The 21,135-nt window shown below is 62.2% G+C and carries 19 protein-coding genes; 8 read left to right on the forward strand and 11 right to left on the reverse strand.

Annotated elements, in window-relative coordinates; translation table 11 throughout:
• The first annotated feature begins 23 nt into the window (after window positions 1-23).
• The 3 genes from ACTZWY_RS00175 to ACTZWY_RS00185 all read left to right on the forward strand — a co-directional run bounded on the left by ACTZWY_RS00175 (window position 24) and on the right by ACTZWY_RS00185 (window position 2,416).
• The gene (locus ACTZWY_RS00175; RefSeq protein ID WP_444788649.1) at window positions 24-743 is read left to right on the forward strand and encodes a DUF484 family protein; all 720 of its coding nucleotides are present in this window, start codon (window positions 24-26) and stop codon (window positions 741-743) included.
• A complete protein-coding gene (locus tag ACTZWY_RS00180) occupies window positions 740-1,678 on the forward strand; it encodes a tyrosine recombinase XerC (protein ID WP_444788650.1) in 939 nt (312 codons plus the stop codon). The genes ACTZWY_RS00175 and ACTZWY_RS00180 overlap by 4 nt, the downstream gene beginning before the upstream one ends.
• A 108-nt stretch (window positions 1,679-1,786) precedes the next feature.
• Window positions 1,787-2,416: a CDP-alcohol phosphatidyltransferase family protein gene (locus ACTZWY_RS00185; RefSeq protein ID WP_444788651.1), complete on the forward strand. Its 630-nt coding sequence runs from the start codon at window positions 1,787-1,789 to the stop codon at window positions 2,414-2,416.
• 43 nt (window positions 2,417-2,459) lie between these two features.
• On the opposite strand, the gene htpX is transcribed toward ACTZWY_RS00185, so the two are convergent.
• Window positions 2,460-3,353 carry a zinc metalloprotease HtpX gene (htpX, locus tag ACTZWY_RS00190; protein ID WP_444788652.1) on the reverse strand — a complete coding sequence of 298 codons (894 nt, stop codon included), beginning with the start codon at window positions 3,351-3,353 and terminating at the stop codon, window positions 2,460-2,462.
• Window positions 3,354-3,597: 244 nt separating this feature from the next.
• On the opposite strand from htpX, the gene deoA reads away from it, so the two are divergent.
• Complete coding sequence (gene deoA, locus ACTZWY_RS00195) at window positions 3,598-4,905, forward strand: thymidine phosphorylase (protein WP_444788653.1); 1,308 nt, start codon at window positions 3,598-3,600, stop codon at window positions 4,903-4,905.
• Here deoA and lnt read toward each other — a convergent pair.
• From lnt to ACTZWY_RS00225, 6 genes are all read right to left on the reverse strand, one after another.
• Window positions 4,895-6,448, reverse strand: a complete 1,554-nt coding sequence (gene lnt, locus ACTZWY_RS00200; RefSeq protein ID WP_444788654.1) for an apolipoprotein N-acyltransferase — start codon at window positions 6,446-6,448, stop codon at window positions 4,895-4,897. The two genes, deoA and lnt, sit on opposite strands and share 11 nt — an antisense overlap.
• The gene (locus tag ACTZWY_RS00205; protein WP_444788655.1) at window positions 6,445-7,323 is read right to left on the reverse strand and encodes a transporter associated domain-containing protein; all 879 of its coding nucleotides are present in this window, start codon (window positions 7,321-7,323) and stop codon (window positions 6,445-6,447) included. The genes lnt and ACTZWY_RS00205 overlap by 4 nt, the downstream gene beginning before the upstream one ends.
• 15 nt (window positions 7,324-7,338) lie before the next feature.
• The gene (gene ybeY / locus ACTZWY_RS00210; RefSeq protein ID WP_444788843.1) at window positions 7,339-7,866 is read right to left on the reverse strand and encodes an rRNA maturation RNase YbeY; all 528 of its coding nucleotides are present in this window, start codon (window positions 7,864-7,866) and stop codon (window positions 7,339-7,341) included.
• A gap of 1 nt (window position 7,867) precedes the next feature.
• Window positions 7,868-8,884 carry a PhoH family protein gene (locus tag ACTZWY_RS00215; protein WP_444788656.1) on the reverse strand — a complete coding sequence of 339 codons (1,017 nt, stop codon included), beginning with the start codon at window positions 8,882-8,884 and terminating at the stop codon, window positions 7,868-7,870.
• A gap of 232 nt (window positions 8,885-9,116) precedes the next feature.
• Window positions 9,117-10,436: a tRNA (N6-isopentenyl adenosine(37)-C2)-methylthiotransferase MiaB gene (gene miaB / locus ACTZWY_RS00220; protein ID WP_444788657.1), complete on the reverse strand. Its 1,320-nt coding sequence runs from the start codon at window positions 10,434-10,436 to the stop codon at window positions 9,117-9,119.
• 69 nt (window positions 10,437-10,505) lie between these two features.
• On the reverse strand, window positions 10,506-11,243 hold the full coding sequence (locus tag ACTZWY_RS00225) for an endonuclease/exonuclease/phosphatase family protein (RefSeq protein ID WP_444788658.1): 738 nt from the start codon (window positions 11,241-11,243) through the stop codon (window positions 10,506-10,508).
• A 104-nt stretch (window positions 11,244-11,347) separates the two neighbouring features.
• Between ACTZWY_RS00225 and ACTZWY_RS00230 the strand changes: the two genes are divergently transcribed.
• Window positions 11,348-12,520, forward strand: coding sequence for a TIGR03862 family flavoprotein (locus ACTZWY_RS00230; RefSeq protein WP_444788659.1), 1,173 nt, complete (start codon window positions 11,348-11,350; stop codon window positions 12,518-12,520).
• A 57-nt stretch (window positions 12,521-12,577) separates the two neighbouring features.
• Here ACTZWY_RS00230 and ACTZWY_RS00235 read toward each other — a convergent pair whose 3' ends face one another.
• Complete coding sequence (locus ACTZWY_RS00235; RefSeq protein ID WP_444788660.1) at window positions 12,578-13,825, reverse strand: MFS transporter; 1,248 nt, start codon at window positions 13,823-13,825, stop codon at window positions 12,578-12,580.
• Window positions 13,826-13,885: 60 nt separating this feature from the next.
• Complete coding sequence (locus ACTZWY_RS00240) at window positions 13,886-17,335, reverse strand: chromosome segregation SMC family protein (RefSeq protein ID WP_444788661.1); 3,450 nt, start codon at window positions 17,333-17,335, stop codon at window positions 13,886-13,888.
• Between the two features lie 200 nt (window positions 17,336-17,535).
• Here ACTZWY_RS00240 and ACTZWY_RS00245 point away from each other — a divergent pair, with 200 nt between their 5' ends.
• The 3 genes from ACTZWY_RS00245 to ACTZWY_RS00255 all read left to right on the forward strand — a co-directional run bounded on the left by ACTZWY_RS00245 (window position 17,536) and on the right by ACTZWY_RS00255 (window position 19,916).
• The gene (locus ACTZWY_RS00245; RefSeq protein WP_444788662.1) at window positions 17,536-18,747 is read left to right on the forward strand and encodes a TsoY family (seleno)protein; all 1,212 of its coding nucleotides are present in this window, start codon (window positions 17,536-17,538) and stop codon (window positions 18,745-18,747) included.
• A gap of 97 nt (window positions 18,748-18,844) precedes the next feature.
• Window positions 18,845-19,207 carry a CidA/LrgA family protein gene (locus ACTZWY_RS00250; protein ID WP_444788663.1) on the forward strand — a complete coding sequence of 121 codons (363 nt, stop codon included), beginning with the start codon at window positions 18,845-18,847 and terminating at the stop codon, window positions 19,205-19,207.
• Window positions 19,200-19,916 (forward strand): LrgB family protein, encoded by a 717-nt coding sequence (locus ACTZWY_RS00255; RefSeq protein WP_444788664.1) that lies wholly within the window; start codon window positions 19,200-19,202, stop codon window positions 19,914-19,916. The genes ACTZWY_RS00250 and ACTZWY_RS00255 overlap by 8 nt, the downstream gene beginning before the upstream one ends.
• Window positions 19,917-19,918: 2 nt before the next feature.
• Here ACTZWY_RS00255 and smpB read toward each other — a convergent pair whose 3' ends face one another.
• Window positions 19,919-20,392, reverse strand: a complete 474-nt coding sequence (smpB, locus tag ACTZWY_RS00260; RefSeq protein ID WP_444788665.1) for an SsrA-binding protein SmpB — start codon at window positions 20,390-20,392, stop codon at window positions 19,919-19,921.
• 33 nt (window positions 20,393-20,425) lie between these two features.
• A complete protein-coding gene (locus tag ACTZWY_RS00265) occupies window positions 20,426-21,130 on the reverse strand; it encodes an NYN domain-containing protein (protein WP_444788666.1) in 705 nt (234 codons plus the stop codon).
• Between the last annotated feature and the right edge of the window lie 5 nt (window positions 21,131-21,135).

Consider the following 21,135-nt stretch of genomic DNA (forward strand, 5'->3'; position numbering starts at 1 on the left):
AGCAGTCAACGGACAGGCACCCCATGTCAGGCACAGCAACCAAACCCAACGGGCTGGAGGAGATCCGCGCGCGGATCATGTCGGACCCGACCCTTATTCTGGACGACAAGGACGTGATGCGTGTGTTGGTGTCCGCCAGCGAACGCGGCATGGGCGACAATATCATTGACCTGCGCGGTCTGGCCATGGAGCGGCTGGAAGCGCGCCTTGACCGGCTGGAGGAAACCCACCGTGCCGTAATTGCCGCCGCCTATGAAAACCTGTCGGGCACCAACCAGATACATCGTGCGATCCTGCGCATGCTGGATCCCGACCAGTTCGAGGATTTTCTGCGCGATCTGGGCGGCGATGTGGCCGAAATTCTGCGGGTGGATGCCATCAAGCTGGTACTGGAAAGCCCCAGCGCCGCGCCCGATCCTGCGCTGGACCGGATTTCGAATGTGCTGTGCGTGGTACCGCCCGGTTTCATTGACAGCTACATGTCGGCAGGGCGCGCGCAGCATTCGGGCAGGCAGGTCATTTTGCGGCAGGCCATTCCGCAGACAGACCAGCTTTATGGCGCGCGCAGTGCCGAATTGCGGTCCGAGGCGTGCATGCGCCTTGATCTGGGGGCGCAGCGCCTGGGCGGCATGCTGGTGATGGCGTCGGATAATCCCCATATGTTCAAGCCCGGTCAGGGAACCGACCTGCTGGCGTTTTTTGCGGGCATATTTGAACGGTCCATGCGCCGCTGGCTGGCATGACAGGCGGCGGCCTGCATCTGTCTGCAGGCCAGCGCGACGCGTTGCAGACCTGGCTGGAGCAGATGCGCGCACTTCAGGACGCGTCCGAACATACGCTTGAGGGCTACACCCGTGATGTTGCGGGCTTTCTTGCCTTTCTAGCGGGGCATCACGGGGGGGCGCAGGGCGTGGGCGCTTTGGCAAATGTCACCTTGTCGGATATGCGGGCCTGGATGGCGTCCGAACGTGCGCGCGGGATTGGCGGGCGCAGCCTTGCGCGGCAGTTATCGGCGGTCAAAGGGTTTGCCCGCTGGGTGGCTGACCGCGAGGATATGGATATTTCTGCCATTCTGGCCGCGCGTGCGCCCAAACACATGCGCAACTTGCCGCGCCCGCTAAGTGAACGCGCCGCGCGCGACATGCTGGCCAATGTGGGGTTGCAGACAGGGCAGGACTGGACAGGGCTGCGCGATACGGCCGTTCTGACGCTGCTGTATGGCTGCGGGTTGCGCGTGTCCGAAGCACTGTCACTGCGCGCGTGCGATGCGCCCTTGCGCGATGTGCTGCGTATTACCGGCAAAGGGGGCAAGGAACGGCTGGTTCCCGTGCTGCCGGTCGCGGCGGAATCGGTTGCGGCCTATGTTACTGCCTGCCCCTATGCACAAAGCCCCGATGCGCCGCTTTTCCGGGCGCAGCGCGGGGGGGCATTGTCGCGCCGTCATGTTGCCAAGGTGATGGAAAGCGCGCGTCTGCAGCTTGGATTGCCCGCCACAGCAACCCCGCATGCGCTGCGCCATTCCTTTGCCACCCATCTGTTGGCGGCAGGGGGCGACCTGCGCGCGATTCAGGAATTGCTGGGGCATGCCTCTTTGCAGTCGACGCAGGTTTACACGGCCGTTGATGCAACTAGGTTGATGGATATCTATGATGCCGCCCACCCCCGTGCGCATGGCTAAGCTGCCAAACACGCCCATCTGTCGACACAACGACCCGAGGATCTTGTGAATATACATCTGCCTGCTTATTCAGTTCACCTTTTTACCGCCACAGGGGCCGTATTTGCCATGCTGGCCTTGTTGGAGGCCGCGCAAGCGGACTGGCCCATGATGTTCTTGTGGCTGGTGGTCGCTTTTGTCGTGGATGGGATCGATGGTCCCTTGGCGCGCCATTACCACGTCAAGGTAAATGCCCCCACCATTGATGGCCAGTTGCTGGACCTGATCATTGATTACCTGACCTATGTGTTCATTCCGGCATTCGCGCTGTTTCAGTCCAATCTGTTGCCGGGCTGGACAGGGTGGTTTGCGATTATCGTCATCACCTTTGCCAGTGTCATCTACTTTGCCGATACGCGCATGAAGAATCCCGATAACAGCTTTCACGGCTTTCCGGCATGCTGGAACATGGCGGCAATTGTCATTTTCGCGGCCCAGCCATCGTTCTGGGTCATTCTGGGAATTGTCGGTTTTCTGGCCGTGGCCATGTTTACCCCGCTGAAATTCATCCATCCTGTGCGCACGAAACGCTGGCGCGCGCTGTCATTGCCGCTTGCGCTTGTGTGGACCGTGCTTGCGGGGTGGTCGGCTTGGGCGGGGTTTGCGCAACCCCAAGCTGTGACAGGGGGGTTGATTGCGACAACGCTTTATCTGGGCTTGGCGGGAATCGCGCAGCAACTGATGCCCGAACGCCGCTAAAGCGTGTTGCTCAAAAGTGGGAACCGGTTTTGCGCAACCCGCTCTAGCCCCAAGGATTGCCCGTGCGCGACCGGGGCGCGGTGTGCGCAATCCCGTTTTGCTGTGCCAGTTGCACCAGCGCGGCAATCCGGTTTTCCGTATTCGGATGGGTTGAAAACAGCTTGTCCCGCTTATGGACATGCAGCGGGTTGATGATGAACATATGCGCGGTTTGCGGGTTCTGTTCGGCGCGGTCAAAGTCAATGCGCGACGCAAAGCCCTGTATCTTCTCCAATGCGGAGGCCAGCCAAAGCGGATTGCCGCAGATTTCCGCGCCCACGCGGTCCGCTTCATATTCACGCGACCGCGAAATCGCCATTTGCACCACGGCTGCGGCCAGCGGTGCCAGAATCATGACCGCAATCATCGCAATCGCACCGCCCGCCCCCTGATTGCGCCCGCCGCGAAAGAACAGGGCGAAATTCGCCAGCATGGAAATGGCACCCGCAAAAGTGGCCGTGATGGTCATGATCAAGGTGTCATAATTGCGGATATGCGCCAGTTCATGCGCCATGACAGCCGCAATTTCTTCGCGTGACATGCGCCGCAACAGGCCGGTGGTGGCAGCTACGGCGGCGTTTTCAGGGTTGCGGCCTGTGGCGAAGGCGTTTGGCTGGTCTTCGTCAATGACATAGACGCGCGGCTGCGGCATGCCCGCATCATCGGCCAGCTTATGCACCAGACGTTGCAAATCCGGGTGCACCTGACTGTTGCATTCCTGCGCATTGTGCATGCGCAAAACGGCCTTGTCGGAATTCCAGTAGGCAAAGGCATTCATGCCCGCCGCCACCGCCAGCGCAATCAGCAAACCCGCGCCCCCGCCAATGGCATAACCCACGCCCATGAACAGCGCTGTCATTGCGGCCATCAAAATGGCGGTCTTGAAGTAGCCAGTCATCGAAACGCCCCCTTTTGCAATGGCTTGGATATGGGCAAGGCGGATCATGCTTGCAAGATGTGTCAGCCTATAGCCAGCATTTTGAGGGCAGGGCCGTGGGGGATGCCAGCGAAAATGCTGATATCAGGCCCTTACTGCCTGCGCATATCAGCGGCGGCGGGGCAGTCTGCGTTGCGACTTGCAATTTGGGTCCTGCGCTGGTCATCATGGGCCACAGCGACAAGGACGCGCAGGGGGCAGCACGATGTTGTATCAGGAACTTATCCGGCGCAAGCGCGATGGCCATGCACTAAGGGCTGATGAGCTGCGCGCCATTGTCGCGGGTATCTGCGATGGCAGTCTGGGCGATGCGCAGCTTGGCGCATTTGCCATGGCGGTGTTGCTGCGCGGCATGAACCTGACGGAACGTGTGGACCTGACCACTGCGATGCGCGATTCAGGCACTGTGCTGGACTGGGACAATGGGCCGGTCATTGACAAGCATTCTACCGGCGGTGTGGGGGATTGCGTGTCCCTGATGCTGATTCCGGCCCTGGCGGCCTGTGGCGCGGTGGTGCCAAGCATTGCGGGGCGGGGGCTGGGCCATACGGGCGGTACGCTGGACAAACTGGAAGCGATTCCCGGCTATGACATTGCCCCTGACGCCGCGCGTTTGCGGCAGGTTGTGGCGCAAACGGGCTGCGCGATTGTAGGCCAGACGGCCGCGCTTGCGCCCGCTGACAAGCGGTTTTACGCCATCCGCGACGTGACAGGCACTGTTGAATCGCTGGACCTGATTACTGCGTCCATCCTGTCCAAGAAGCTGGCGGCGGGGCTGGAGGGGCTGGTGCTGGATGTGAAATGCGGCAATGGCGCGTTTATGGCAGACATGGGGTCCGCGCGCAGTCTGGCGCGCGCCTTGGTCGAGGTGGGCAACGGGGCAGGGTGCCGGACTGTCGCGCTTGTCACCGATATGTCGCAGCCGCTGGCCCCGGCTGCGGGCAACGCGCTTGAAATCAGTGTTGCGCTGGATTTTCTGACAGGCCGCGCCCGTGATGCGCGCCTGTGGGATGTGACTTGCGCCTTGGGGGCACAGGCGCTGGTCATCGCAGGGCTGGCAGCCGGGCCGGAGCAGGGCAGCGCGATGATGGCGCATGCCTTCCAATCTGGTGCGGCGGCAGAACGGTTTGCCCGGATGGTTGCGGCGCTGGGCGGGCCTGCGGATTTGGTGGAAAACGTATCTGCCTATCTGCCTGCAGCGCCGGTCATCCGGCCCGTGGCCGCCCCTGCGGGCGGGTATGTGGCAGGCTATGACACCCGCGCCATCGGGGTGGCGGTCATCGGGCTGGGGGGCGGGCGACGGCAGCCGTCAGACAGCATTGACCCCCGCGTGGGGTTTTCTGCCATTGCGCCGGTGGGCCAGCCTGTCCAGCCGGGGGACCCGCTGGCCTATGTTCATGCCGCCGACCCAGACAGCGCGGCGGCAGCCACCCGTGCATTTCTGAATACCTGTGCAATACAGGACGCGCAAAATGGCCCCGCACCGCTGATTGTGGACCGCATCAGCGGTTGATCACATTCTGGCGTCTGCGCCGCGCGACCATTGCGCCAAACAGGACCAGCACCACCCCCCACACGGGCGCATCGCCTAACCGCGCATAGGCCGTTGGCGGCAATGCGCCGGGCAGGGGGGCGTCCAGAAAGCCGGTTTCGCCCAGACCCAGTTGCGCCACCATCCCGCCGCGCGCATCGATAACGGCGGAAACGCCGGTATTGGCCGCGCGCAGCACCGGCAGCCCCTGTTCCACAGCGCGCAGCCGTGCCTGTGCCAGGTGTTGGAACGGGCCTGTCATCTCGCCAAACCAGGCATCGTTGGTTATTTGCAGCACCCAATCGGGGCGGCCGGTGCCGCGCAAATGGCGTGGAAAGATGGATTCGTAGCAAATCAGCGGCAATGCATGGCCCAGCGGTCCCATATCCAGCAGGGCGGGGCCGGGACCGGCGCTATAGCCTTGAAGCACTTGTGCCGCAAAACCCGCCATTCCGCTGCCCAGCAGAAATTCCGACAGCGGCACATATTCGCCAAAGGGCACCAGATGATGCTTGTCATAGGTCTGCGTCACGCGCGCCGTGATGTCCAGAACCGCAAGGCTGTTGAAATAGCGCCCTGCGTCATAGCGCTGCACCCCGAAGGCCAGCACAGTGTCAGGGCCATGAGCATGCGCGGCCTGCGCCATCATCGCAAGCCCGTCGCCCGCATATTCCAGAAAGAACGGCACCGCCGTTTCCGGCCAGACAATCAGCGCAGGCGCAGGGTCGGCAGGGGCGGCGGTCTGGTCCAGAAGGCGGTTGAAAAAACGCTGCGGATTGTCGCCCTGCCATTTTTCAGCCTGTGGGGCGTTGGGTTGCGCCAGCCGGATAATATGGTCGCGGGGCGCGGGCACATCGGTCCGGCCTGTGCCCCACACCCACAACCCCGCCACAAGCGCCACGCTGCCCAGCACCGCCGCGCCGCGCTGCGCGCCTGTCTGCGCCAGTGCGGGCAAACCTGCCGCGCCAGCCACCAGCAGGCTAAGCGCGCCCGCCCCGCCCCATGCGGCCAGTTGCATCAGCGGGGTGCCGACCAGCACATGCCCCAGCATGGCCCAAGGGAACCCCGTGAACACCCGGCCGCGCAGCAGTTCCAGCGCGACCAGCGCTGCCACCAAGGCCACCAGCCGCCCGCGCCCCTGCGCCATGCGTGCCGCGCCCCACCCCGCGATTGCCCAAAATAACGCCATCCCGCCCGCCATCAGCACCAAAGCGAAGGGGGCCATCCAGCCATGGCGTTCGGGTTCAATAAAAAACGGCTCGATAATCCAGAACAGGCTGGCCGCGAAATACCCGGTTCCCGTAGCCCATGCGCGCCATCCCCAGTTGCGGGGGGCGGCGTCCAGCGGCAGGATATGGAACATCACCACCAGCGCGGCGAGGGTGGCCCACCACCACCCCAGAGGCGCTTGACCTGTTGCCATCAGCACACCCAGAACACCATGTCCGAACATGACTGCCGAACCCACCCGCTGCGGGTGTTTGCGTGTATCACCGGGGGCGTGGTTCGGGCGATTGCCCGTCATGGGGCAGCGGGTTCGCGCAATGTTTCGGGAATATGGATGCGCAACCGTTCAATGCGGCGCAGGCCCGCTTCAATCACCTCGAATTCCAGACCGGACTCATGCGTGATCAGTTCACCACGCACAGGCACGCGCCCAACCAGCACAAAGACCAACCCGCCAAGGGTGTCAATTTCTTCATCGTCATCTTCAGCGGTCAGCGAGAACCCCAGACGAAGTTCCAATTCTTCCAACGGTGTGCGGGCATCGGCCAGCCATGTGGCGGGTGTTTCCACCTTGATATGGGCTTCTTCGGCGGTGTCGTGTTCATCCTCAATCTCGCCCACGACCTGTTCCAGCAAATCCTCGATGGTCACCAGCCCGTCCACCCCGCCATATTCGTCAATCATCAGGGCGAAATGCGTGCGTTCCGCCTGCATCTTGCGCAGCAACACGCCCAGCGGCATGGAGGGGGGCACATAAAGTATGGGCCGCAGCAATGGGGCCAGATCAAGGCTGTGATGGCCATTGAACCCGTAATGCAGCGCCAGATCCTTCAGTAACAACAGGCCCACGGGGGTGTCCAGCGTTTCCGCATAGACGGGAATGCGCGAATAGCCCGACTCGCGGAAGGTCTGCACAATTTCGGCAAGTCCCGCATGTTGTTCGATGGCGACGATTTCCGCCTTGGGGACGGCCACATCCTCGACCCGCATGTTCGACAGGTTTGCCAGCCCCGGCAATGCCGGTCCCAAGCGGTTGGGGCCGCTGGTGTCATCCTCGGTTTCATCGGGGGAAAGTGCGTCAAACAGGCGGCCAAACAGGCCGCGGCTTTCGCTGTCTTTTGGATCATCCTGCGCGCGCTGCGCTGCTGTAGATCCGTCTGTCGTGTCGCCCATGGGTCCTTTCCAGTGCTAAAGCGGCATTTCCGCGCCGTCCGCATATGGGTCTGCGACCCCCAGCATTGCAAGTATGCGGATTTCGATTTCTTCCATCATGGCGGCATCTTTGTCACGGATATGGTCATATCCCAACAAATGCAGCGTCGAATGCACCACCAGATGCGTCAGATGATCATCAAATGTCTTGCCTTGCTGCTGCGCTTCTTGCGCGCAAGTGTCATAGGACAGCGCAATATCGCCCAAGGCTTCGGGGTCGTCAGGGTCACCGTCGGGGGCGTGGTCGGGGTGGTCCCCGTCCTGTTGCGCGCCCAGATCCCAGCTTGGCCAGCTGAGAACATTGGTGGGGGCTGGTTTGCCGCGAAACTGGCCGTTCAGGTCCGCGATGCGCGCATCATCACAGGCCAGAAGCGCGATTTCATACCCAAGCGCAGGCAGGCCCAGCATGTCCAGCGTGGCGCGCGCCGCGCGTTCGGCCAGTTCGTCAAGTGCGATGGCGTCCCATCGGTCATCTTCAATGACCAGATCGACCAAAGGCGTCATATCAGCCATTTTTCACTTCGTCGCGTTCATAGGCCTGAATGATGCGTGCCACCAACGGGTGGCGCACCACATCTGCGGATGTAAAATAGCTGAATCCGATGCCCTTGACCCCCTCAAGGATGCGTTCCGCCGCCCGCAGCCCCGATTGCGTTCCCCGTGGCAGGTCAATCTGGCTGCGGTCGCCGGTAATGGCCATGCGCGACCCTTCGCCCAGCCGTGTCAGGAACATTTTCATTTGCATCTCGGTCGCGTTCTGCGCCTCGTCCAGGACGACGAAAGCATTGGACAGCGTGCGCCCGCGCATAAAGGCCAGTGGCGCAATTTCTATGCGGCGTTCTTCCATCAGCTTTTGTAATTGCTTGCCGGGCAGAAAATCATTCAGCGCATCATAGAGCGGCTGCATATAGGGATCGATTTTCTCCTTCATGTCGCCGGGCAGAAAGCCCAAGCGCTCGCCGGCTTCTACGGCGGGGCGGGACAGCAATATCTTGTCGACATGGCCATCGGTGAACATTTGCACCGCCACGGCGACCGCAATATAGGTTTTTCCGGTCCCGGCTGGACCGATGCCGAAATTCATCTCATTTTCCAGCAACGCCCGCGTGTAGGTTTGCTGCGCTTCGGTGCGGGGAATGATGGTTTTCTTGCGGGTGCGGATTTCCAGCTTGCCGGTGCGGAACATTTCAAGCTGTTCTTGCGGCCCGTCTTCGGTAGCGGGGGTGCGGCCCATGCGGATAAGCGCGGCAATATCCCCCGATTCGATGGCGCGCCCTTCTTCCAGCATTTGATACAGGGTTTCCAGCACCTGCACGACCAAAGCACGCATATCGGGCGCGCCAATGACCGTCAACTGGTTGCCACGTCGCAGGATTTGAACGCCAAGCTGGCTTTCCAGATGGGTCAGGTTGCGATCATATTCGCCGCACAAATCCACCAACAGGCGGTTGTCGGAAAATTCCAGATGCGTTTGCGCTGCTTCCAGCGGGGTGTCGGGCGGGGTCAAGGCGTTGATGCCCAAGTAGCTCTCCCTGTGATGATCAAAAACGCGCGCTGCGCTATGGTGTCATGCTGCCAATTGCGTTGCGCGCTGGCAAGGATTGTTTGGCCGTGCCTGCCGCATCGGCCACGATATCGGCAGCGCACCGCCATTTTGCCTACCAAATGTAGCGCAGATGTGACAGAGCGCCTGATAAAACCCGCCACCGGACCAACCGCGCCCCTGTTTGGCGGGCACGGCGGGCAGTCCCCCGTCACAGCAGCACACCCCCAAGGGAGTTCGCCTCGCTTCGGGTGATTCTGACGCGCGCGATCTGCCCTTTTTCGATGCGGGGATCGGTCACATGAACAGCATGCAAATAGTCGGATTTGCCGGTCATCTGCCCGGCATCCCGACCGGGCTTTTCAAACAGGACATTCACATCCCGCCCGATCATGCTGTTTTGTGTCGCGCGTTGCTGCTCCAACAGCAGCGCTTGCAGGCGCTGCAGCCGGTCACTTGCCACATCATCGGGCACGCAGGCGCGTTCTGCCGCGGGCGTTCCGGGGCGCGCGGAATACTTGAAGCTGTAGGCCTGCCCGTAGCCCACCTGACGCACCAGCGTCAGGGTATCTTCAAAATCCTGATCGGTTTCACCGGGAAACCCGACGATAAAATCCCCCGATAACAGCAAATCAGGGCGGGCATGGCGCAAACGCTCAATCAGGCGCACATAGCTTTCGGCGGTGTGCTTGCGGTTCATGGCCTTCAGAATGCGGTCACTGCCCGATTGCACCGGCAAATGCAGATAGGGCATAAGCTTTGGTTCATCCCCGTGCGCGGCAATCAGATCATCATCCATGTCATTGGGGTGCGATGTGGTAAAACGAATGCGCGCCAGCCCGTCCATGCGCGCCAGTTCCCGGATCAGCCGCGCCAATGTCCACGCCCCGCCCGCCCCCGCACCATGATAGGCGTTGACATTCTGGCCCAGCAGCGTGATTTCGCGCACTCCACGGTCCACCAGATCGCGCGCCTCGGCCAGAATGCGGTCCACCGGGCGCGACACTTCTGCCCCGCGCGTATAGGGGACCACACAGAATGCGCAAAACTTGTCGCATCCTTCCTGCACTGTCAGGAACGCGCTTGGCCCGCGCCCCGCGCGCGGCCCTTTGGGCAAATGGTCGAATTTGTCTTCTTCGGGGAAATCGGTATCCACGGCCCGCGCACCGTCGCGCACGGCCTTTTCCATGGCGGGCAAGCGGTGGTAGGTTTGCGGACCCACCACCAGATCAACCAAGGGCTGGCGGCGCATGATCTCTTCGCCCTCGGCTTGGGCGACACACCCTGCGACCCCGATTTTCAGATCGGGGTTCGCCACTTTCAACGGCTTCAGCCTGCCCAATTCGGAATAGACCTTCTCAGCGGCTTTTTCGCGGATATGGCAGGTGTTCAGCAAGATCATGTCAGCGTCATCAGCCCGGTCCGTCATCGAATATCCGGACGCGCCCAGCGCTTCGGCCATGCGTTCACTGTCATAGACATTCATCTGACAGCCATAGGTCTTGATAAATAGCTTCTTGGTGTCGGCCATTGGCCCCCCTTGCAGCGCTGTATCGGGTTGGTGTGGCCATAGCGGAAAGTGGCCCCACCCTCAAGGCGGTCAGATAGCCGCGCTTGAGGGTTGCGGCAAGCCAACTGCGGCACGAATTGGCAGGTGGTCGGACGCTTTTCGCGCCAATGCTGTATCATGCGCGCGCAAATCACTGATTTGCGCCTGACGGCAAGTGATAATCCGGTCCAGCGGCAGAACGGGGCGTTGCGCAGGAAAACTGGCTATCGTTGCCGCAGACCGCTTTACCGCGCGCAGTTCACGCCGGATCGGCATCAGTGAACAGCGCGCGCCCAGGCGCCATTCGTTGAAATCCCCCATGACCAGTGTGGGCCTGCCATCGCCCCCGTCAATTTCTTCGGACAACCGGCGCGCTTGCAGCAGGCGCGACTGGTGCAGCAGGCCCAGATGCGCGGCAATCAGGCGCAAGGGCTGGCCGTTCAGCACAATATCGGCGATAATCGCCCCGCGCGGTTCCAGCCCGGGCAAGGTGATGGCGCGGGCCTGTTGCACTTCTGCGCCGCGCAGCAACAGCAAATTGCCATGCCAGCCATGCGCGCGTGCGCCCAGCCTGTCTGTCAGCGCAACAGCACGCAGCCCCGTTTGATCAAACAGCATATCGGGGTCAAGAACCCCCTTGCGGTCCCCGAAACGGCGGTCCACTTCCTGCAAGGCAACGATATCGGCGCCAATTTCGCGGATCACCTGCACTGTTCGCGCCGGGTCGCGCCGCATATCGGTTCCGACGGCCTTGTGTATGTTATAGGAACTGACAATCAGATCGGACATTGGCCTTCGGGCGTCTGGAACAGGGTATATAACATATGCGGGTGCCGCAGGCGTTTCACAATAGGCAGATACCCTCAAGAATTCGTTAAGGGGCATATACGCGCATGACAGAGGCAATCGACGCGCTGGTAATCGGCGCTGGACCGGCAGGCTTGATGGCGGCAGAGGTGCTGGCCCGGGCCGGGCGCAAGGTTGTTGTGTGCGAGGGCAAGCCGTCGCCCGCGCGCAAGTTTCTGATGGCGGGCAAATCGGGGCTGAACCTGATGAATGCCGCCCCTCTTGACGATCAGCTGCCCCGCTACGCGCAGGCCGCGCCATGGCTTGCGCCCATGTTGCGCGATTTCGGCCCCGACCAGATCCGCGACTGGGCCAACGGGCTGGGGGCGGACCTGTTCACAGGGTCATCGGGCCGGGTCTTCCCGCGTGTGATGAAGGCCTCGCCACTCTTGCGGGCATGGCTGGCGCGGCTGGACGGGGCAGGGGTCCGCTTGCGGCGGGGCTGGCGGTGGCAGGGCGGTGAATTCGACTTCACAACCCCCCAAGGGCCGCGCCGGCTGGCACCGCTGACATGCGTTCTGGCACTGGGTGGGGCAAGCTGGGCGCGGCTGGGGTCAGACGGGGCATGGGCAGGGGCACTGGCTGCGCGCGGGGTGGCCCTTGCGCCCTTTCAACCGGCCAATATGGGCTTTGTGGTGCCATGGTCCGACCATATGCACCCCCATTTCGGCGCACCGCTCAAAGGGGTGCGCCTGATGGCGGGGCAAAACGCCGTGCGCGCCGAATGCGTCATCTCGGCGCGCGGGGTGGAAGGGGGCGGCATCTATGCGCTGTCGCGCCCTCTGCGCGAGGGGACTGCGCTGGTGCTGGACCTGTTTCCCGACCGCGCCGCGCCCGATATTGCCAACCGGTTGCGGGCACAGCCTGCAAAACTGTCCGCATCAAACCGTCTGCGCAAGGCGCTGGGGCTGTCGGGGGTGCGTCTTGCGCTTGTGCAGGAACTTGCGCGCCCCTTGCCCGCTGACCCTGCCGCCCTTGCGGGGGTACTCAAGGCGCTACAGGTTCCGCTGCAATGCCCCCGCCCGCTGGACGAGGCCATCTCGACCGCTGGTGGCATCGCGCGCAGCGCGCTGACCGAAGGGCTGGAACTGCGCGCCTGGCCTGGTGTTTTCGCGGCGGGTGAAATGCTGGACTGGGAAGCGCCGACCGGCGGCTACCTGCTGACCGCCAGCCTTGCCACAGGCCATTGGGCGGGCCGCCATGCCGCGCAGCGATCCTGATTTCATCTTGCCAAAAATACTCAAACCCTGGCGCACGCGGGTCTTGCGTGTCGCATGTTAGGCGGGCCGCAGGTTCAGTGCGCGTTCCTGCACGGGCAAATGCACAATGGCCGAAAACAGCCCGACTCCCACACCGACCCACCATACCAGCGTGTAATCGCCATGCAGGTCATACAACGCCCCGCCCAGCCAGACGCCCAGAAAGCTGCCCAACTGGTGGCTGAAAAACACAATCCCGTACAACGTGCCCATATAGCGCAGCCCGTAAATATGCGCGATCAACCCCGATGTCAGCGGCACAGTGGCCAGCCATAGCGCGCCCATGACAATGGAAAACACCAAAACCGACGCAGGGGTTATCGGGGACAGGATGAACGCTGCCGCAACCACTGTGCGCGCCATGTAGATTGACGCCAGCAGGTATTTCTTGGAATAGCGCTTGCCCAGCCACGCAGCAGCCAATGTGCCCGCGATATTGGCCAGACCAATCAATGATATGGCGACTGCGCCCAGCGCGGATGTGGTGGTTATGCCAAAAGCCGCCAGCATCCCGTCGGGGTTTATGGGGCCGCACATTTCAGTGACCATTGCGGGAAAATGCGCAGTGACAAATGCCAGCTGATAGCCGCAGGAAAAAAAGCCCAGAAAGATCAGTGTGAAACTGGGGTCACGAAACGCCTGTTTCAGCGCCGCCCCCATGCTTTGTTCCAGTTCCGCGCGGCTGGCAGGTGCGGGGCTGCGCATCATCGGCAGCGCGAACAGACTAAGCAGAATCATGGCCGCAAAAATGACAAACACGCTTTGCCATGAATAAAACGACAGCAGGATTTCCGCCAAGGGTGCCCCGAAAACCTGTCCGGCACTGCCTGCAGCCGTGGCAATGCCCAGCGCCAGCGAACGGTTTTCATCTGATGCCGCGCGCCCCACAACGGCCAGAATGACGCCAAATCCCGTGCCCGCAACGCCGAAGCCCACAAGGATTTCCAGCATCTGATGCGCGCCGGGTGTGACCGCGAAGGATGACAGCACCAGTCCTGCCGCATAAATCAGCGCCCCCATGAAAATGGCGCGCCGGTCCCCGAACCGTTCGGCAATCGCGCCAAAAATGGGCTGGCCAATCCCCCATGCCAGGTTCTGAATGGCAATGGCCAGCGAAAATTCTGCGCGCAGCCAGCCGAATTCTTCGGCAATCGGGATCTGGAACACACCGAAACTGGCGCGAATGGCGAAGCTGATCATGATGATGATGCAGCCCCCGATCAGAACAGGGGTCATCAGGGGCGCACGGGCGGCAGTTTGTGGCATGGCAGCGACTCTTGAAAATGTGCGTTTAACATGTTCAATTCCGCGCAGCAGGTCAAGCGCTTACGCGACCAGGGCCTCGGCATGTTTCAGGTCCACGCTGACCAGTTGGCTGACCCCGCGTTCGCCCATGGTGACCCCAAACAGCCGGTCCATGCGCGCCATTGACAGCGCGTTATGGGTGATAATCAGATACCGGGTTTCCGTGCGGCGGCACATTTCATCCAGCAAGTCGCAAAACCGCGCCACATTGGCATCATCCAGCGGCGCGTCCACTTCATCCAGCACACAGATGGGCGCAGGGTTGGCCAGAAAGACCGCGAAAATCAGCGCCAGCGCTGTCAGGGTCTGCTCGCCCCCTGACAGCAGCGACAGAATGGACAATTTCTTGCCCGGCGGCTGGCACATGATTTCAAGCCCGGCATCCAGCGGATCGTCACTTTCCACCAGAACCAAGCGCGCCTCTCCGCCAGTGAACAGATGGGTAAACAAGGTCGAGAAGCTGGCATTCACCTTGTCAAAGGCCACAAGCAGCCTTTCGCGCCCTTCGCGGTTCAGCGCGTTAATACCTGAACGCAGCTTGGCAATCGCGGCTTCCAGATCGGCCTTTTCCTGCACCAGAACGTCATGTTCGGTCTGGATTTCGCGTGCATCTTCTTCGGCGCGCAGGTTCACGGCCCCCAACGCATCGCGCGCACGGCGCAGGCGGGTCAGTTCCTCGTCCAGCGCGGTGGCGTCGGGCATGGTTTCGGGGTCGGCGTCCAGCTGTTGCAAAAGCGCCCTGGGCGTTGTTTCCAGGTCCTCGGTGATGCGGGTTTCGGCAAGCAGAACATTTTCGCGGGCGGCGTCGCGGCGGGCTTCGGCGCGGGCGCGCGCCTCTCGTGCGTCGGATGCGGCGCGTTCGGCGCTGCGTTCGGCATCGGCGGCGTTGCGTGCCTGCGCTTCCGCTTCGGCCAAGGCGTCGCGCGCGGCTGTGTGGCGGGTTTCGGCGCGGGTAATTTCGTCGCTTAACCCTGCGCGTTGTTCGGCCAGTTCCTCGGGGGTGGCGCTGGCGTCGGCAAGGTCTTCTTCAGTGGCGTCCTTGCGCGCCTGAAGGTCGCGGATGCGGGCTTCTGCCGTTTCCAGACGGTGGCGCCAGCCGCTTAGGGTTTTAGTGATTTCCTGCCCGCGCGCCAGCCGCGCTTTTGCATCGCGGCGCAATTCATCGGCCTGTGCGCGGTGCGTCATCATGGTGATGCGCGCGGCTTCGACGTTCAGGCGCAGGGTGTCGGTTGCCGCGCGGGCCTGATCCAGATCAGGCAGTTGTGCGCGCTGGTCTTCGGCATGGGCCAGGGCTTCGGATAAATCTTCTACATCATCATTGAAACGGCCCATCTGGGCAGTGGCCGTTTCCAGCCGGACCAGTGCACTGTCATGCGCGGTCTGCGCGCGTGACAGCGCGCGCCCTGCATCCGTCAGGCGCTGGTCTGCGGCGCGGCGGGCATCGCGTGCTTGTCGTTCAGCCCCGGTCAGGGCGTCAAGGCGGGCTTTGGCAGTGCTGTGGGTGTCGCGGGCCATGTCCAGCCGCGACTGTGCCTGTTCCAGATCCCGCCGCAGCCTGTCCAGCCGGTTGATTTGCTGCAGGCGCAATGCGGCGGTGCTGGGGGCATCCTGTGCGGCCACGTGCAACCCGTCCCAGCGCCACAGATCGCCTGCCAATGTGACCAGCCGCTGGCCGGGCCGCAGGTCCGGCTGCAGGTGTGGACCATCGGCGGCATCTACCAGCCCGGTTTGGGACAGCCTGCGCGCCAGCGCGTCCGGCCCCTGCACATGGGGGGCTAACGGGTCCGCGCCTTGGGGCAGGGGGGCTGCATCCTCATAGTCCGGCAGGGCCACCCAGCCCGACCCGCCAGCCGATAGCGGCGCGCGCAGATCATCCGCCAATGCGGCACCGATGGCCTGTTCATGCCCTTCGTTTACGCGCAGCAAGTCCAACATTTGGGTGCCTGCGCCGCGGTCGCGGTCCACCAACCGCGACAAGGCTGCGGCTTCGGCGCGCAGGGTGCTGGCCTCCCCCCCGGCCTCGGCCAGCGTGCCGCGCGCGCGGGATTCCTCGGTCTGGGCATGCTGGCGCGCGTCTTCGGCTTCCAGCAGGGTGGCTTCCGCATCCTCGGTCAGGGATTGGGTGGCGTCCAGGTCATCCTGGGCCTGTTCCAGCGCGTCCCTTGCCGCGTGCAGGCCCATTTGCGCTTGTGACCGGGCGTCGGCGGCCTGCAAGCTGGCATTTCGCGCTTTAGCAAGGGCGGCGTTCAATTCCGTGATCTGGCGGTCTGCAGATTGGTGGCGCGCGGCCAGCCGCGCCACATCTTCGGTGGCGCTGGACAGGTCTGCTTCGTGACCTGCCAGAATTTGCGCGGCTTCACTGGCGGCATCGGTGGCGTCGGACAGTTTGTCGTCATGCCCTTCGGCGGATTTGGCAAGCTGGCCCTGTTCCCATTCCAGTTGCGCAATGGTTTCGGCGGCATCGCGGTTCAGGCCGGTTTCGCGGTCAATGTCCTGCGCAAGCTGCTGCACGCGCGATTGCAGCGTGCGGATGGCTTCAAGCGCGCGCGCTTCCTCAGTGGCCAGCGTGTCCCGATTGACATGCAGGCGCTGCAGCACAGCGCCCGCGATGGCGTCTTCTTCGCGCAGCGCGGGCAGGCGCGCGTCTGCAGTTTCGCGGCTGCGGCTGGCCTGTTGCGCGGCGGTTTCGGTTTGCGCGCTGGCAACAAGCGCGGCTTGCAAGGCGGTATCTGCATCCTGTCGTGCCTGATCGGCTTCGCGCCAGCGCCGGTACAGCAACAACCCTTCGACCTGGCGCAATCTGGCGCCGATCTGGCGGTAGCGTTCGGCCTGACGCGCCTGCCGCGACAACTGGGCCAGTTGCTGGGCCATCTGGTCAATCACATCACTGATGCGTTCCAGATTGGTTTCTGTGGCGCGCAGGCGCAATTCTGCTTCGTGGCGGCGCTGATACAGGCCCGAAATACCGGCAGCTTCTTCCAGAATGCGGCGGCGGGCCTTGGGCTTGGCGTTGATCAGTTCGGAAATCTGGCCCTGACGCACCAGTGCCGGACTATGCGCCCCGGTTGACGCATCTGCAAACAGCATCTGAACATCACGCGCCCGCGCTTCTTTGCCGTTGATCTTGTAAGCGCTGCCCGCATCGCGGGTGATGCGGCGCACAATATCCAGTGTGTCAGCGTCATTGAACGCGGCAGGGGCCACGCGGTCGCGGTTGTCGACCTGCAAGGTCACTTCGGCAAAATGGCGGGCAGGGCGCTGGTCGGTTCCGGCGAAAATGACATCTTCCATGCCTGCACCGCGCATGGCGGTGGGGCGGTTTTCGCCCATCACCCAGCGCAGCGCCTCCAGCAGGTTGGACTTGCCGCAGCCATTCGGCCCAACCACACCTGTAAGCCCCGCCTGAATCACCAGATCAGTGGGGTCCACGAAGCTTTTGAAACCGTTCAGGCGCAGTCTGGTGAATTGCACGGCGGGAAATGCCCTTTGTCTTTGCGCAATCTGGCCGGAACCCAAGGCCCGAGTCAAGGTGCCAGCCCCGCATATCGCCGGTTTGCGGGGGGTTATCCACAAGATGTGGAGTGTCGGCAAAGCTGCGTCATTCTGCCACGGCGCATTCTGCAAACGCATTGATATATTCATTTATGTATATATGAATGGAAGGAGACACTATGTCCCATAATCCCGCACGCCCGTCAGATACCTATTCACCGCTCTACTTTCTGGCCTCGTTGGGGGCAGGGGGGCTGGCGGTCAGCTTTTTCATGTGGCTGATGCATTGGCTGCCCCATCCGGGCAAAACCGTTCCTGTGTTCGAAGATATCACCGCCGCCTTTGCTGCCGGGTCGGTCCTGACCCAAGGCATGATTATTCTGGCCATGGCAGGTATCGCACTCTTTGCGTTCGTGAACCTGAAACTTCTGGTCTGGAACCTGCGCAGCTTCGCGGCATGGACAAAAACCGATGCTTACGCGAAATTTGCCAAAACCAACGCCCAAAGTCAGGTTCTGGCATTGCCGCTGGCGCTTGCCATGTCTGTCAATGTCCTGTTCGTTCTGGGCATGGTCTTCGTGCCGGGGCTGTGGTCGGTCGTGGAATATTTGTTCCCGCTGGCACTGCTGGCGTTTCTGGCCATCGGGGCCTACGGGTTCAAACTCTATGGCGGCTTTCTGGGCCGGGTGCTGACCGAAGGCGGCTTCAACTGTGCCGCCAATAACAACTTCGGCCAGATACTGCCCGCGTTCGCTTTCGCCATGGTAGGCGTTGGCCTTGCGGCCCCAGCCGCCATGAGCACGCTGCCCGCTATCGCCGGACTGGCCTTGGTGCTGTCGACCTTTTTCCTGATGACATCGGGCCTTATTGCGGTCGTTGCCATGGTGCTGGGCCTGCGGTCCATGATGGAACATGGCGCAAACCCCGAAACGGCCCCCACGCTGTCGATCATCGTGCCGCTGCTTACGGTGCTGGGCATTCTGGGCCTGCGCCAAAGCCACGGGCTGGGCGAACATTTCGGAACGCCGGAAATGGCGGGTGAAACGCTGGCAATGCTGACGAAATACCTGTCGGTGCAAATCCTGTTCCTGTTGTTTGCCGGTCTGGTTCTGCTGCGTCAGGGCTATGCGCAGCGCTTCATCTTCGGGGCGGAAAATTCGCCGGGGGCCTATGCGCTGGTTTGCCCTGGTGTGGGGTTCGCGGTGCTGATTCACTTCTGGCTGAACAAGGGGTTGGTCGATGCTGGCCTGATGACCAAGTTCAGCGCAGGTTATTGGGCCATCACGGCTGTGGCGCTGGCATCGCAATTTGCCATGGTCTGGCTGGTCTGGCACCTGAACCGGCGCCATTTCGGCACGCCCCGCAACGCGGCAGCCGTGCCGGCAGAATAAACCGGGGCAATGACCCCGCGAAGGGCCGCATCACGCGGCCCTTTTATTTTTGCGCGGATCGGGGCTAATGGGAAAAGCAACAAAAAGGTTTTTTCCGATGATCCACGCCCTTGCCCTGATCCTGCTGTGCCAATTGGCGGGCGAAGCCCTGTCGCGGTTGTTCGGCTTGCCCGCCCCCGGTCCGGTGCTGGGCATGGGGCTGTTATTCTTGCTGATGTTGGCAGTGCCGCGCCTTGGTAACTTCATGCGCCCCACGGGCGAGGGGATATTGCGCCACCTGACGCTTCTGTTTGTCCCCGCAGGGGTGGGTGTGGTGGGGCATTTGCGCCAGCTGGGGGAAAACGGGCTGGCCTTGGGGGTGGCGCTGGTGGGGTCTACGGTGCTGGCCATCGCGGCGGGGGTGCTGACCTTCGTTTTCGTGGCGCGGCTGACGGGGGCGAAAGGGGGCGAAGATGCGTGATTTTGCAGAAATATGGTCCTATCTGGCCGAAACCCCGCTGATCTGGCTAAGCGCCACACTGATTGCCTATCTGGCAGGGGATTATCTGGCGCAACGCGCAGGGCGCGCGCCCCTGGTCAATCCCGTTCTGGTGGCAGTTATCCTGCTGGCCGCGCTGCTGTGGGCCACAGATACCAGCTATGCGACCTATTTCGAGGGGGCGCAGTTCGTCCATTTCCTGCTGGGTCCCGCCACTGTCGCGCTGGCCGTGCCGCTATGGCTGAACTGGCCCACTGTGCGCCGCGCGGCGCTGCCGATTGTAGCGGCGCTGCTGGCAGGGTCTGGCATGGCCGTGTTGTCGGCGCTGGCCATCGGCCATGCAATGGGCCTGTCACCCGAGCTGCTGGCAACCCTCGCGCCCAAGGGGACAACCGCGCCAGTGGCCTTGGGCATCAGCCAGAACCTTGGCGGCTCGCCCACGCTGACGGCCGTTCTTGTCATCCTGACCGGCATTACGGGGGCAATTGTGATCACGCCCATGATGAACGCAATGGGCATTCGCGACTGGCGCGCGCGCGGCTTTGCGGTGGGGGTTGCGGCCCATGGCATTGGCACGGCGCGCGCGTTTCAGGTCAATCCGCAGGCGGGTGCGTTTGCGGGCATCGGGATGGGGCTGAACGCCATGCTGACGGCCCTATTGGCCCCGTGGGCGCTGGGCCTGTTCCAGTGACGTCAGCCCAACTCCTTCATCAGGCGGCGCTTTTGCTTGTCCCAGTCGCGCTTGGCCTCGCTCGCGCGCTTGTCGGCCAGCTTCTTGCCCTTGCCGATGGCAATCTTGATCTTCACCAACCCGCGATGGTTAAAATACATCACCAGCGGCACCAGCGTCATGCCGTCCTTGGCCGTGGCCGCCCATAGCCGCGCCATCTCGCGCTTGCTGACCAGCAGCTTGCGGCGGCGGCGTTCCTCATGGCCCCAGATATTGGCCTGCTTGTAGGGCGCGATATAGGAATTCACCAACCACAATTCGCCATTATCGACCGTTGCATAGCTTTCGGCGATATTGGCCTTGCCGCCCCGCAGGGATTTAACTTCGGACCCGTGCAGCATGATCCCGCATTCAAGGTCGTCTTCAATAGCGTAATCATACCGCGCGCGGCGGTTTTCAGCGATGATACGGTAATTCGGGTCTGATTTCTGGGCCATGTCAGTGCAGATAAGGGGCGCATGCGCCCATGTCTAGGGTTTCAGGCGCAGCTGCATGCTGTTGCCCGATGATTTGCGCAATTCAAACGCGCCCGATCTGGCAACCAGCTCGCTCAGTTTGCTGCAGCCATAATTGCGCGCGTCGAAATCAGGATTGGCCGCAACAATGAACTGCCCGACCTGGCCCAGCGAAAACCAGTCCTCATCCTTGTCGATGGCCTGCATCGCAGCCTTGATCAGGGGCACCGCCCCGGATGGGGGGGATTTCTTGCTTTGCGCCGGTTCGGGGTCGGCTTCCGGCAAGATATTCTCAACGAAAATGAACCGCTTGCAGGCCTTTCTGAACGCCTCGGGTGTCTTTCGTTGCCCAATGCCGTATACATCCAGCCCCTGTTCACGAATGCGACTTGCCAGCCGCGTGAAATCGCTGTCCGAACTGATCAGCACAAACCCGTCAAACCGCCCGGTATGCAGCAGGTCCATTGCATCAATCACCAGGGCAATATCACTGGAATTCTTGCCCACTGTGTTTGCGGGTTGATGATGGGGCACCAACGCCAGACTGGGCAGCTTTTCCTGCCAGCCAGACATCTGGCTGCGCGAAAAATCGCCGTAAATCCGCCGCACGCTGGCTTCGCCTAGTCCTGCAATCTCCTCGAATATCGCCTCCACCCATTTGGGCGAGGAATTATCCGCATCGATCAACACCGCCAATAACGGTATGCCTGAACGCGCCATGATGC

The organism is Roseinatronobacter sp. NSM (assembly GCF_052379845.1).
GTDB lineage: Bacteria > Pseudomonadota > Alphaproteobacteria > Rhodobacterales > Rhodobacteraceae > Roseinatronobacter.